This is a genomic window from Nocardioides turkmenicus, assembly GCF_011045035.1.
In the GTDB taxonomy this organism is placed as follows: Bacteria; Actinomycetota; Actinomycetes; order Propionibacteriales; family Nocardioidaceae; genus Nocardioides; species Nocardioides turkmenicus.
The window spans coordinates 112,578-125,353 of record NZ_JAALAA010000005.1 but is presented as its reverse complement, the minus strand read 5'-3'; the positions used below and the strand labels follow the sequence as shown (position 1 = coordinate 125,353).

Sequence of the window (12,776 nt, the reverse complement as noted above, 5' to 3'; positions counted from 1 at the left end):
GCTCAGGACCACGTGGTCGTACACAGTTCGCAACACATCAGCGTGGCTGAGGTGAGCCAGCAAATCTAATCGTCGCTGCTCAGGGGAACCCCAGCGGGTCGAGGATAACCCGCTGACGGCGCTCATCGACGGACCTCGAGCTCGAGCTTGTCGTCGGCCAGCCGCGACAGGGTGACGCCTCGCCTTCAGCGCTGCCTCGACCACGCGGCCAACCAGGCCGGGGCCCACGGCCGATCCAGACGCCCGACGAGCTGGAGGAGAAGGCTCAGGTCGACGGTGTTGTCGGATACGACCATGGCCCGATAGTCGACCCCGAGGTGCTTGGCCCTGAGATAGAAGTTGGGTTTCACGAACGTCGAGGGGAACAGCTCCACGAGCCGGGTGCCGGATCGGGAGAAGACGAGATTGGTCAGGCCGGCTCCGTGCGGCGCGACGATGACGTCGGCGGAGCCGAAGACATGTGCCTGCTCATCGATGTCCATGTCTTCGGCGTAGACGATCCGGTAGCCGAGGCGGGCGAGAGTGCTCTCGACGTCTGCCTCGTTGTCGAAAGAGCGCATCGACCGTGCCCGGGACAGGTAGACCCGGCGGTAGCGACGGTCGATGTCACCCGACCCGAGCCGGCCGAAGAAGTCATAGACCCAGCTCGCCCACAGGAACGGCGGCGGGTCCGGCCAGTAGGCACAGGCGATGAGGGTGGTCTCGAGATCCTTGGCCGCGACCAGGCGCGACGGGTCGAGCCCAAGCCGCTCGAAGACGAAGGGCAGGACACCGAAGCGGTCCTCGACGTATACGATCGGGACGTGGTCGGGCACCCGGTGGACGCTCCGTAGCCCAGCCGCCGTCTCAGCGATCGCGTGATAGTAGTTCACGTAGTTGTGCGCGAACGGCAAGACGTACGCAGCGGGGATCTGGTCGGTGACAGGCGCCGCGACGTTGAGGCTGCTGGCCTTGGCGTACCGGGAGGCGCGGATCACGCGGGTACGGCGCTGTCCGGTGAAGGCCGTTGCGACGTCTTCGTTGCTGATGCAGAAACGAACGTCTCGGGCGAGGAAGACCCGCTCGACGTCGGTCTCGGTGTGTCCGCGGTCGAACCCGGCCGCAAGGAGGGCCTGGCGCTGGTCGGCCGGCAGCTCGGCGAAGTCCTGGTCGAACGTGGAGGGCTGGTCCGCGATCTTCGCCCCGGTCTGGAAGCAGACCAGGTCTGCCTCGGTGTCGAGCGGCAGGCGATCCGGCATCGGACGACGCTCGAACTCCCGCGCTTCGGTGAGCCGGACGAACTCGTATGCCCCGCTGTCGACGTGCTTGGTGAACTCCTCGAACTGACGACGCACGCCGTCGATGACACTCTTGGCGCTCTCCAACCGCTGGTCACCGCCGGGGAGCAGCCCGATCTGCTCCACCTCGCCAACCACCCCGGCCGCCAGATCCTGCAGGCCGTAGAAGCTGAGGAAGCGCACGACGGCGTTGAACATGCTTCCGTCAAAGGTCCCGTCCGACCGGACCAGACGATCGGCAACGAGACGACCGGCGCCGTGCTGCAGGGCCTCGACGGCGATCAACAGCCCCTCGTCAGGACTCCGCCCGCTCTGCCGGCGCCATTCCTCGAGCGCGCCTGCGGCCCCGCCGACGTCCCTGGCCTCGACGAGCCCTTGGATCTGCTCTTCGGTCATCCCGTTCATGAACGCCGCAGACCGCGCGTAACCCGCCCGACCTTGTTGCGCACGCGACGCTTGATGCCCAGTGCCTCGGCACGTGCCTCGGCGATCTCGGCGCGCTTTCGGTTGGCATGTGCCCGGTTCCTGATGTTCTCGATCCGCTGGCGAGCCAACGCCAACTGCTCCCGAAGGTCTGCCATGGCCAGGTCACTGTCGCCCCGGGTGATCTTCTTGACCGGCTCAGCGGTGCGGAGGTCGATGAGACCGAGCTCCTTGCTGGAGCGCCACTCGACCCCCCACACTGCGTCAAGAGCCTCGATGGGGCTGACCGTCTCGGAGGCGTATCGCAACGCCCGGCTGTAGGCCTGGGTCGGCCTGATCGTCAGGACCTCGGTCTGCTCGACGCCCTCGGGCGGGAAATAGTTCACCACGCCGAGGTCGTTGCCGTATACGTCCCGCATGATCTCGTTCAGCGCGCTCGGTCCCAGTCCGAGGGTCACCGGTACGTCGAGGCGGTAGGGCGAGGGGAAGACATCGTCGGGGTCGTCCTCGACCATCGTGACGCGCCCCTCGCACCGGTACCACTCCTGCAGCAGGTGAAGCTCGACCGCTGGGTCGGCGAGCACCCGACGCCGCCCGGTCTCCAGGGTCGACCAAGGACCGACAAGCAGCACCTGCAGGTCGGACTCGGTCTGGTTGAGCAGCATGTCGACGCAGCGCCGGGCCACCTCGGCAGTGTCGACGTCGACCTTCACGACGGCGGTGACGAACGGCACCTCCCACTGCCGGTTCGTCGCGGCACGCCGGTAGCGCGGGATCGGCATCCGTTGCGCGAAGTGGACGTCGTTGAAGTGGGCGACCTCGCGGCCCTTGTCCTGCACCGTCGCCCGACCCAGGTGATAGGTCTGGGCCGACTGCACCGGGATGAAGACCGCGCCCCGCTGCCAGATCTGGTAGGCGATCTCGGTGTCGTCTCCGAGCTTCAGCTCTGGACGCTGCCCGAAGGTCTGCTCGTAGACCGAACGGGTAACCGTCGCGCACGCCCCCATGTGCGTGGAGTAGTTGCGACCGCCACTGGCGTTGAGGTCGTCGGTCTCCTCGTAGATGTCCAGCGACCAGTGCCGGTGCAAGGTCTCCAGGTCGTGGTGCTTGCGGATCTCGCCGGATCTGACCTCCTCGAAGACCTGCTCGGGAGTGAAGTCCCACTCCTCGATGAACCCCTTGTGACCGATGGTCGCCGCCTCGGGGATGAAGTGCGCCCACTTCGCGTGCTCACGCACGTTGTCGGAGAAGAGGATCATGTCCGAGTCGACCCAGTAGATGATGTCGCCGTCGGATGCCTCGATGCCGATTCGCAGCGCGTTGGAGCGTCCCCAGCCCTCGCCGAGTTCCTCGTGGACTCGGATCAGGCGCGTGTTCTTCGGTGCGTACGTCCCGATCTCGACCGCCGGCTCACTGCCGTCGTCGATGACGATGACCTCGAGGAGCTCCTCGGGATAGTCCTGCGCTGCGAGCGAGGCAAGGGTGAGATCGAGGGTCTTGGAGTTGAAGGCGGCGGTGACCACCGAGACCTTCAGCGTCGGCTCCCAGCCCTCCGGGACGGTGCCGTCGAACACGTCGCGCCATCGGTTCTTGAAGACGACGTCGCTGAGCGCGGGATTACGGGTCAATGACTTCGGCATGGGTCCTTCTCTGGGCCTTCTGTGAGGGTTTTCGCTAGGGGGGTTCTGGACGACCGAGCGGATGAGCGCTCAGCCTTCGACGATCTCGGGCATGAAACGAGGCCACTGTTCGTAGGAGCCGGCGACCAGGCTGGAGTCGTCACGCCGCCAGGTGTGTCCGTCGGCGTGACGGATGTAGACGTACCCGAGCCCGTGGGTGCGGTAGCCGATCGCACCCGCGTTCCCCGCACGGATCAGCACCGAACGATCGGTCGAGTTGGGCGTGGGCCGCCATCCACCGATCTCGTTGAGCATGCCGGTGGAGAGCATCATCGCGCCGCCGGCGAGCTGGTAGTGGTACGTCTCGGTCGCGAAGGTGCGGTGGACGGTGTGGTCGAGCGCCTCGAGGTACAGGTACTCGGTCGTCTTCCCGACCATGTCGGCGCCGGAATAGAGGTAGGCGAGCACCAGGTCGCCGATCACCCGAGGACCGTAGACGTCGTCGTCATCGATCTTCACGACCAGGTCTCCCGACGCCACCCGCGCCGCGTCGGCCAGAACGGAACCGAACGCCTTCGCCTTCTCGTGGCGGGTGACGATCGCGCCGGTGTCTGCGATGACCTTCTCCAGCCGCGGCGGGAGCGGCCCCTCGGCACCGTGGACGGCGACGATGATCTCCAGGTGCGGATATCGCTGCGCGGCGAGTGCCTCGATCACCCCGGCGACCCGTCCCGGCCGCATCGTGGAGAGGACGGCGCTGACCTTGGGGAGCAGCCGATGCCCGTGCTCTTGGACGTGGCCGGCGAGCTCGAAGAAGCCGCCGAAACGCTCCATCGCCTCGCGTCGCTGCGGCACGGACCGCAGCTCGCGCACCAGGCCGCCGCCCGGTCGGTATGGCTGGCGCAGCATCGCAGCCAGCTCCTTGCCGAGTACGTCCTCGGCGAGCCGCATCGTGGCGGGGAGCGAGTGCAGGATGACGCCGGTGGCAGCCAACTCGGCCAGCCGGCAGTAGAGCGCGCGCTCCTCGCCGACGCCGGTCACCTCGAGCCCGGACAGATCGACCGACTCGATCCGACGCAGGCTGCGTACGTCCGCAGCGCGCAGTGGCTCCGTCAGTGCCTGAGCGAACCCGGCTGCCGCGGGGCTCGAGGCCGCGGTCGGCTCGAGACGCAGCTGCCCGGAGGCGAAAGTCGCCGTCAGCCAGCCGTCGGGGTCGTACCAACCCTGGAACCGCCCGACCGGGTTGTGCACACTGAGGTCGACCAACGGCGCGATGCCACGGTCGGAGACGACCAGGTGTCCGGTCGTGGCGTCGACGGCCAGCGGGTGCCGGAAGACCGTGTCCGACGGGTCATCCTTGACTGCATTCAGCTCCGCCAGTCGCGCCTGGTCGCTGACCAGGCCGAAGTCTGCCAGGCTCAGGCCGACGCCATCGAGGTGGTCGACCGGCAGCTCCGGGATGCCGGGAGCCACCGGCGTGGGCAGCAGCTTGAGCCCGGCAGGCGCGAGCGCGTCAGTGCCGAGCTCGACGTACCCGTAGCCGTGCTGCCCGCGCGTGACCGCGAAGAGCGGGTAGACGGCGCGAACGATCGCCGCGAGCGAGATCGGCTCGCGCAGCACGATCTCGACCTCGGCGGTGCCGACGCCGCTTCGCGGATAGCGCACCTCGTGGCGAAGCACTCCCGGCGCCCAGCCGAGGCGACCGTTCCACCGACTGTGCGGGGACTCCCATCGCTTGATCCGCATCGCGAACCGTTGCGCGGTCACCTCTGGGTCGGCGAGCGTAAGGACACGGACCAGGTCCACGTCGGCAACCACGATGGACACCTGGCGGGCGGCCTGTGGCAGCTGCGCGAGGTAGGTCCATACGTCCTCGGTGCTCGCCAGCACCGTGTCCTCGCAGGATTCGGCTGGTGCACTTGTCAAGGGATGTGTGGGCATGGGTCCTTCAATTTCCTAGGGCTGCCGTCGTGGCCGCGTCGAGGCGGCCCGTCAGACTCTTCACGTATGTCGCGGTCACGTGCGAGCGGTCGTAGTAGGCCACCACCCCGCCGATCGTCGCGTAGCACCTGCCATCACGGCAGAAGTCGGTGGTGGTGTCGAGCACGTCGACACCGTCCAGGGGTGAGGTGCGGGCGACGGCCGCCATCGGGTCTGGTGAGGCGGTCTGCTTCACGCTCCCGTCGCACGCGCCGAGATCACGCGGGTTGGCGGCAACGCAGTCCGGCGTGTTCGGCGTCGGCGGCATGGGCGGGTCCTCGATCACCAGGACCCTCTTGTCGGCGGCCACCCAACGCTTCAGCACCCGGCCGGACGCCTTCCGGGCCAGCTCGAGGCTCTCGCCCCGATCACCGTCAGCGCCAGCCATGGTTCGGTAGTAGCGGTTGCTCACCACGACCAGCCGTTCTCGACCATCGGCGACCCGGTTGATGACGTACCTGTTCCAGTCGGCGCACGCTTTCGTCGCCGCCCGGTCCGGCAGCTCAACCGGCCGGTCGACGGTGTAGCACTCGTACATCAGGTAGGTCGTGACCTGCCAGTTGCGCTGCCGGGCGACGAGCTCCAGCGCTGGCGCCCACATCGCCGCATGCGAGTTGCCCACCAACGCGACCGGAGTCGCGTCGGGTGCATCGCTCCCGAAGGTGCAGGTACGCCGGGACACGTCGTCCATCTGCAGGACGCATCCGTTCTCGAAGAGGCGTGACCTGTCATCGACCGCAGCCAGCGGCGGCAGGTAGAGCTCGCCCGAGCCGTGCGGGGCGCACGACCCCCGGGACAGCGCCGCCGCCGCGTAGCAGGGGTCCTCGGTGGGCGAGGGCGCCGCCACCTGCCGGGCCTGCTCCTCCGACTCGCGGTGGAGCGCGAACCCGCAGCTGCCGATGACCAACGCTCCCGTCAGCGCGAACACGAAGCTGCGGCGCAGCGGAAGACCGAGCGGACGCCGCCCGCGCAGGGGGTCTTCCACGTAGGTCTTGGTCACCCACGCGGCCAGCACCACAGCACACAGGCCGAGGAGCTTGACCACACCCGGTACCGGACCGTCCAGCGCGTAGGGCAGCAGGACGACCAGCGGCCAGTGCCACAGATAGATCGAATAGGACAGGTCGCCGAGCACCTGCACCGGACGCCGTGCCATCAGCCACAGCGGAGACAGCGGACCGCGGCGTACGTCGGCTGTGATGACCAGAGCGGCACCGACGACCGGCACCAGCGCAGCGGTGCCGGGGAACACGGTGGCGTGATCGAACACCACCGAGGCGTAAGCCACCAGCCCCAGCCCGCTCCAGACAAGCGCCAAGCGTGCGGCGGCCGGCAGTCGGCTCAGGCGCGGTGCGGCGACCGCTACCAGGCCGCCCAGGCCCAGCTCCCAGACCCGAGTCTGGGTCACGAAGTAGGCCGAGGCGTCGGTGATCAGGACCGAGCAGAGCAGCGAGCCGGCGACGAGGAGCGTCACTGCCACGCCTGCGACGCGGCGGACGGATATCCCGCGACGGCGGGCAACCACGCCGACGGCGAGCAGGAGCACGGGCCAGAGGACGTAGAACTGCTCCTCGACCGAGAGCGACCAGTAGTGCTGCACTGGCGTGGCGGCGTTGTCGGCGGCGAGGTAGTCGACTGCCTCCCCCGCGAGGAACCAGTTCTGCACGTAGACGGCGGAGGCGACGGCCTGCCGGGCCGTACCGTCCCACAGCGTCGGCGGAGCGATCCACCAGGTGGCCGCCAGCGTCACCGCGATCACGCTCAGCGCGGCCGGGAGCAGCCGCCGGATCCGCCTCCCCCAGAACTCGCCGAGATCACCCAGGGAGGCCGGGACGTGGTCCAGCAGATGCGTGGTGATCAGGAAGCCGGAGATGACGAAGAAGACGTCGACGCCGACGTAGCCGCCGGTTAGCCGGTGCGGCCAGAAGTGGTAGACGACGACGAGCGACACCGCAAGAGCCCGCAGCGCCTGGATGTCGAAGCGCGGGCCGGGACGGCCTCTCATCGTGCGGCTTCTGGTGGCAGCACCGCGCACGCCGAGTCCAGGGCATGGCACAACGAGTACAAGGGAGGAGCTCCTGTGGGGGAGGATGCAGATGCCCGCCGTCCATGGCGAACCGCGTGATCTTAACCAAGTCGGTTGTTCCTCGCCACCTGAAGGGTCAATTTCAGGGGACGCCCCGCACCTTGTGTGGACTCCGCTCGAAAAGGTCGAAACCGACCCTGAGTGCCAGAGCCGGTTCCCCCTGAGCGAGGGGCTACGCCTTGATCAAGAAATAGCCCTCGCCCGTGGTGTTGCAGAGTTGCCCGCAGGTCAGGCGGGCTGCATCTCCTGCATCGAGGAGTCGAGGTCCGCGGTGTGGGCCGCGACCAATGCGTCGTTCTCCGTCTTCAGAGTGAGAACGAGATCCTCGAGCTCACGCACACGCGCACGAAGCCGAGCATTCTCGGCTGTGAGGTGGGCGGGAGTCCGCAGGTCGCTGCTCATGTAACCGATCAGCGCCTTCGCCATGAATACGTTTCCTTCGTTGGAATCACTAGAAGTTCCCGCGATACCGGGCCGTCTACAAGAGTGACACCGTTATCGACAAGCGTCAACGTCGCGCGTCCAAAGCCGGGACCTCAGACCGTGCGATACCCGGCTTTCCCGGCAAAACCTGAGTGCGTCGCACTCAACTTCGGGTCAGCCGCGGCGGCGGCGCTCACGCAGTTGCATGAGCTCCTTCTTCTCCTTGCTGGTCAGCGAGTCGGCGCCCTGGGCGTGGATCTTGTCGAGGAGCTCGTCCATCCGCTGCTCGTCCTTCGAGACGGTCGAGGACTCCCACGGGCCGGTGACCACGGTCGGGCCGGACTTGCGCTTCTTCGCCTTCGCAGGCTTGGCCGCCTTGGGCTGTCCGGAGCCGGCGACCTGCGGGATCCAGGCGAACCGGTCGAGCAGGCCGAACTGGCGCGCGACGAACGCGTTGACGGCGAGGCCGACGACGAAGACGAGCAGCATCACCCAGCTGCGGTAGCCGAGATACTGGATCAGCTGGATGCCGACCAGGATCACACCGAAGAGCCAGGCCGGGATGTTGAACATGAACATCCGGTCGGGCCACTGCGCGATCCACAGCAGCACCACCATCATCTCCAGCATGCCGAGACCGGCGAGGAGATAGCTGGGGTCGAGCACCGAGCCGAAGAAGACGGTCAGCACCGAGAGCACCGCGGTGAACGCAACCAGCAGCCAGGCGAACTTGACCCGACCGAGCTCGTTGCGCTCGAGGTCGGAGCCGAAGTACCAGAAGAAGAAGATCGCCAGTACGTCGAAGATGCTGAACTGCGGATAGGCGAACGGCCAGGTCATCAGCGTCCACAGCTTGAGCTCTGCGAGGTTGGGCTGGATCAGCGCCAGTCCGCCGAGCACGCCCTCGCCGCCCAGAGCCGCGAAGAGCACCAGCCCGACGATGCTCGCGAAGACGACGAGCCATGTCGTGGTCACCCCCAAAGAACCGATGTGGAACCAAGGCTCGTGGGGGTAACGACCGCCTGGGGTCAACCGGAAACGTTCTCGCACGGGGCCGAGCCTATCCACGCATTGGTTGCCACGTCAGCAGGGCACTCCCACCGAATTCTCGATCGCACGCACTTCCGCGGGCAGCGCCGGATCCTCGCGCCACGGATGCTGCCGGAACGCCCGGCCCGCGCCGTACCTGTCGATCATCGCGACGAACGCGGCGAGGTCCTCGGCCCGGTCCTGGGCGACCAGCCACGCCATCAGCCGTTGAGCCGGCGGAACCGTCGTGGACTCGAACGGCACGCCGGCGTCGTACCAGAACTCCAGGACCGCGGCCCGCAGCAGCTCCCAGTAGCGGCGCGGCTCCTCGGTGTCGGGGTGGACCGCCGCGCGGAAGTGCTCCCACATGTCGATCGGCAGGATCTCCGCGAGCAGCGTCTCCATGAGAGGGGCCGAGCCGGACGCGCGGACGAGCTCGAGGGTCTGGCGCTTGGTGCCGATCCGCTCGACGAGGTTGGCGATCTGCGCACGCTTCTGCGTCGCCGAGGACCGGTCGGCACGCACCTGCCAGTCGTAGACGATCTCGGTCATCACGTCGAAAGAGTCGGCTGCCAGGAAGACCTGGGTGAGCGCGACCTGATCCTGGTAGCGGGTTCGCTCCGGGAAGGCGATCGCGTTCTTCGTCCAGAACGACCGGCGGAAGATCTTGTTCCACACGAAGATGTCGGCGAGCATCAGCGGCGCGTCCTCGATCCGGCACCTGAGCCGCTCCTCCGCGTGGTTGCGACGCATCAGCGGCGTCATGAACCTCCGCTCCACCCCATTCTCGACGCTGACCCGCTCCGCGGCCCCGACCGCGAAGTCCGAGCCCGTACGCCGCAGCGACCGGATCATCGCCGACCACGCGTCCGGCGGAAGGACGTCGTCAGGGTCGACGAACGTCAGCAACTCGCCGGTCGCCGCGTCGATCCCGGTGTGACGGGCCCTCGACACGCCCGAGTTCGGCTGCGTGATGACGGTGACGCACGGCTCCTCGGCGGCGATCCGCCGCAGGACCTGCGCAGATCCATCGGTCGAGCCGTCGTCGACCACGATCACCTCGAGTCCCGAGATCTCGTCCCGCGGCTGGTCCAGGACGCTCCGGAGGCTCTTCTCGACGTACTCCGCGACGTTGTAGACCGGCACGACCACGCTGAGCGTGGGCCTGATGCGCATCAGCCCTCTCACCCAGCGTGCAGCTGTCACAGAGGGAGGTACGGCGAGCTTGTGGGGAGCCACCTGTTGTCCTTGTCGAGCTTGACCACCCGAGGGCACGGCGTTGTGGTTCACGCCTGTGCCGGTGCGCGAGGGCCTTGGTTTGGCATACCCGAGATCCGGATGACCACGTCGCCACCCGGTTGGTCCGCTGGCCCGAACGCAGCGGTGTGTCGTCAGCTTCACGGCCGGTACAGGGTGCTGCACCACGACGAACGACCGAGAGCCTAGCCCACGCCTTTACGAAATTCTCAATGACCGACGAGGAGACCCGGAAGCCGGCCCGAAGTGACTATTTCGCCGGGATCCTCCGGACCCGAAGGGCCGGCTGGCACGTCGGGCAGAAGTAGGAGGAGCGGTTCATGAAGGCGATGCGGCGCATCGGCGAACCACACCGGTCACACGGCTCGCCCTCACGCCCGTACGCAGCCAGCGACCGCTCGAAGTAGCCCGACTCGCCGTTCACGTTGACGTAGAGCGCGTCGAAGGAGGTGCCGCCCTGGGCGAGGGCCTCGGTCATCACGTCACGTACGTGGCCGAGCAGCTCGCGCACCTTGGCGGCGGTCAGGCGCTCCCCCGGCCGTTCGCCGTGCAGCTTCGCGCGCCACAGCGCCTCGTCGGCGTAGATGTTGCCGACGCCGCTGATCACGGTCTGGTTGAGCAGGATGCGCTTGATGCCGCTGGCCGATCTCCGAACCCGCCGGACGACCGCCTCGGCGTCGAAGGCGGCCTCGAGCGGGTCGGGGGCGATGTGGGCGATCTCGGGCGGGAGCTCGGCTCCGCCGGGGCTGATCGAGAGGCCGCCGAACATGCGTTGGTCGACGAAGCGGAGCTCGCGGCCCTCGGCGGCGCCGTCGAGGCGGATGCGGACGCGCAGGTGCCTCTCGTCGGGCGACGACGGAGGCTGGACGAGCATCTGGCCGCTCATGCCCAGATGGGCCATCAGGGCGTCGCCGGAATCGAGCGGCAGCCAGAGGTACTTGCCGCGACGGCGGGCGCCGGTGAGGACCCGGCCCTGCAGCTCGTCGGCGAAGGCCGAGGCCCCGGCGAGGTGGCGGCGTACGGGCCTGGGGTGCAGGACCTCGACGGCGACGATCCTCGCGCCGAGCACGTGGCGCTCGAGGCCGGCGCGTACGACCTCGACCTCGGGGAGCTCAGGCATCTGGGCCTTCTAGGCCGAGGAGGAGGCGGAGGCCTGGATCTCGCCGTAGGCGGTCTCCGCGGCGGCCTGCTCGGCCTCCTTCTTGGAGCGGCCGACGCCGTTGCCGTAGAGCTGGTCGCCGACCCGGACCTTCGCGGTGAAGGTCTTCATGTGGTCGGGGCCCTCGTCGGTGATGACGTACTCGGGCACGCCGAGAGCCCGCTCGGCGGCGAGCTCCTGCAGGGAGGTCTTCCAGTCGAGACCGGCTCCGAGGTCGGAGGCCTTCTCGATGAGCGGGTCGAAGAGGCGGTGGACGAGGACGGTGGAGACCTCGATGCCACCGGAGAGGTGGACCGCTCCGATCACCGCCTCGACGGTGTCGGAGACGATCGACGCCTTCTCGCGCCCACCGGTGGCCTCCTCGCCGCGGCCCAGCTTGATGTGCTGGCCGAGGCCGATGGCCTGACCGACCTCGGCCAGGGCGCGGGCGTTCACAACCGCCGCCCGCAGCTTGGCCAACTTGCCCTCGGGCAGGTCGGGGTGGGTGCGATAGAGGGTCTCGGTGACCACGACGCCGAGCACCGAGTCGCCCAGGAACTCCAGGCGCTCGTTGGTGGGCAGGCCACCGTTCTCGTAGGCGTAGGACCGGTGAGTCAGTGAACGCTCAAGCAGCTCGGGGTCCAGAATCGGATCCCCGAGCGCTTTGCGTAGCTCGGCGTAGTTGGTCAGGAGACTAACCGCGTGTCAGATCAGAGGACCTGGCGACGCTCGGCGCGAGCGCCGTACTGGCCGCACTCGCCGCACGCACGGTGCGGGATGTGCTTGGCACCGCAGGCGGGGTTCGCGCACGTCACCAGGGTCGGCGCGACGGCCTTCCAGGCCGAGCGGCGGTGACGGGTGTTGCTGCGCGACATCTTCCGCTTCGGAACAGCCACTGTTATCTCCTCATAATTCGACCGGCCGGATCTCGACCGGCTACTGAAGCCTGTTGTGCTGGGTGATCTTAGTTGCTGGAGTCGTCTTTCAACGAAGCCAGCCCCGCCCAGCGCGGGTCGATCTGCTCACCGTGGTTGTGCCCGGGCTCGTCCGCGAGCCGCGCCCCGCACTCGGGGCACAGTCCCGGACAGTCGTCCTGGCACATCGGCTGGAACGGCAGCGCAAGCACCACCGCATCCCTGAGCACCGGCTCGAGGTCGATCAGGTCGCCCTCGGTCCGGCTGGTCTCGTCGTCCTCGCCCTCCGGGCCGGTGTCCTGGCCGTCACGAGAGTCGTCGTAGACGTACAGCTCCTGGATGTCGACCTCGACGTCGTCGTCGATCGGCTCCAGGCACCGCACGCACTCGCCCTCGAGGCCGGCGAACGCCGTCCCCGTGACCAGCACACCCTCCATGACCGCCTCGAGCCGCAGGTCGAGCTCGACCGGCGATCCCTCGGGGACAGAGAGAACTTCGATACCAAGATCTGCCGGGGCCGGCACCGTCAGCTCCACGTGACGTTCGGACCCCGGGCGGCGGCCGAGCTCGCGAGTATCGAGCACGAGCGGCGCTCTCGGGTCCAGGCCAGTCATGTTTCACTTCCGGATG

General features: G+C 67.9%; 11 protein-coding genes. All 11 read right to left on the bottom strand.

What is annotated here, in order from left to right; genetic code table 11:
* Positions 1-185: 185 nt before the first annotated feature.
* The 11 genes from G5C66_RS07455 to G5C66_RS07405 all read right to left on the bottom strand — a co-directional run bounded on the left by G5C66_RS07455 (position 186) and on the right by G5C66_RS07405 (position 12,760).
* Positions 186-1,673, bottom strand: a complete 1,488-nt coding sequence (locus G5C66_RS07455) for a glycosyltransferase family 61 protein (protein WP_165110335.1) — start codon at positions 1,671-1,673, stop codon at positions 186-188.
* Between the two features lie 5 nt (positions 1,674-1,678).
* Positions 1,679-3,340: a glycosyltransferase family 2 protein gene (locus G5C66_RS07450; protein ID WP_165110334.1), complete on the bottom strand. Its 1,662-nt coding sequence runs from the start codon at positions 3,338-3,340 to the stop codon at positions 1,679-1,681.
* A gap of 69 nt (positions 3,341-3,409) precedes the next feature.
* Positions 3,410-5,209, bottom strand: a complete 1,800-nt coding sequence (locus G5C66_RS07445) for a glycosyltransferase (RefSeq protein ID WP_165110333.1) — start codon at positions 5,207-5,209, stop codon at positions 3,410-3,412.
* Positions 5,210-5,267: 58 nt separating this feature from the next.
* On the bottom strand, positions 5,268-7,304 hold the full coding sequence (locus G5C66_RS07440) for an acyltransferase family protein (RefSeq protein ID WP_165110332.1): 2,037 nt from the start codon (positions 7,302-7,304) through the stop codon (positions 5,268-5,270).
* A 309-nt stretch (positions 7,305-7,613) separates the two neighbouring features.
* Positions 7,614-7,811, bottom strand: coding sequence for a hypothetical protein (locus G5C66_RS07435; protein ID WP_165110331.1), 198 nt, complete (start codon positions 7,809-7,811; stop codon positions 7,614-7,616).
* Positions 7,812-7,982: 171 nt separating this feature from the next.
* Positions 7,983-8,783, bottom strand: coding sequence for a DUF6576 domain-containing protein (locus tag G5C66_RS07430; RefSeq protein ID WP_165110330.1), 801 nt, complete (start codon positions 8,781-8,783; stop codon positions 7,983-7,985).
* A gap of 108 nt (positions 8,784-8,891) precedes the next feature.
* Positions 8,892-10,013: a glycosyltransferase family 2 protein gene (locus G5C66_RS07425; RefSeq protein WP_165110329.1), complete on the bottom strand. Its 1,122-nt coding sequence runs from the start codon at positions 10,011-10,013 to the stop codon at positions 8,892-8,894.
* A gap of 331 nt (positions 10,014-10,344) precedes the next feature.
* Complete coding sequence (gene mutM / locus G5C66_RS07420) at positions 10,345-11,214, bottom strand: bifunctional DNA-formamidopyrimidine glycosylase/DNA-(apurinic or apyrimidinic site) lyase (RefSeq protein WP_165110328.1); 870 nt, start codon at positions 11,212-11,214, stop codon at positions 10,345-10,347.
* 9 nt (positions 11,215-11,223) lie between these two features.
* On the bottom strand, positions 11,224-11,865 hold the full coding sequence (gene rnc, locus G5C66_RS07415) for a ribonuclease III (RefSeq protein ID WP_050800711.1): 642 nt from the start codon (positions 11,863-11,865) through the stop codon (positions 11,224-11,226).
* A 77-nt stretch (positions 11,866-11,942) separates the two neighbouring features.
* Positions 11,943-12,128, bottom strand: a complete 186-nt coding sequence (rpmF, locus tag G5C66_RS07410; protein ID WP_008358292.1) for a 50S ribosomal protein L32 — start codon at positions 12,126-12,128, stop codon at positions 11,943-11,945.
* 68 nt (positions 12,129-12,196) lie between these two features.
* Positions 12,197-12,760, bottom strand: coding sequence for a YceD family protein (locus G5C66_RS07405; protein WP_165110327.1), 564 nt, complete (start codon positions 12,758-12,760; stop codon positions 12,197-12,199).
* Between the last annotated feature and the right edge of the window lie 16 nt (positions 12,761-12,776).

Excerpts from the sequence above, each read along its gene's own strand:
- G5C66_RS07455 (WP_165110335.1), bottom strand. The coding sequence starts at position 1,673 with ATGACCGAAGAGCAGATCCAAGGGCTCGTCGAGGCCAGGGACGTCGGC.
- G5C66_RS07450 (WP_165110334.1), bottom strand. The coding sequence starts at position 3,340 with ATGCCGAAGTCATTGACCCGTAATCCCGCGCTCAGCGACGTCGTCTTC.
- G5C66_RS07440 (WP_165110332.1), bottom strand. The coding sequence starts at position 7,304 with ATGAGAGGCCGTCCCGGCCCGCGCTTCGACATCCAGGCGCTGCGGGCT.
- G5C66_RS07435 (WP_165110331.1), bottom strand. The coding sequence starts at position 7,811 with ATGGCGAAGGCGCTGATCGGTTACATGAGCAGCGACCTGCGGACTCCC.
- G5C66_RS07425 (WP_165110329.1), bottom strand. The coding sequence starts at position 10,013 with ATGCGCATCAGGCCCACGCTCAGCGTGGTCGTGCCGGTCTACAACGTC.
- mutM (WP_165110328.1), bottom strand. The coding sequence starts at position 11,214 with ATGCCTGAGCTCCCCGAGGTCGAGGTCGTACGCGCCGGCCTCGAGCGC.
- G5C66_RS07405 (WP_165110327.1), bottom strand. The coding sequence starts at position 12,760 with ATGACTGGCCTGGACCCGAGAGCGCCGCTCGTGCTCGATACTCGCGAG.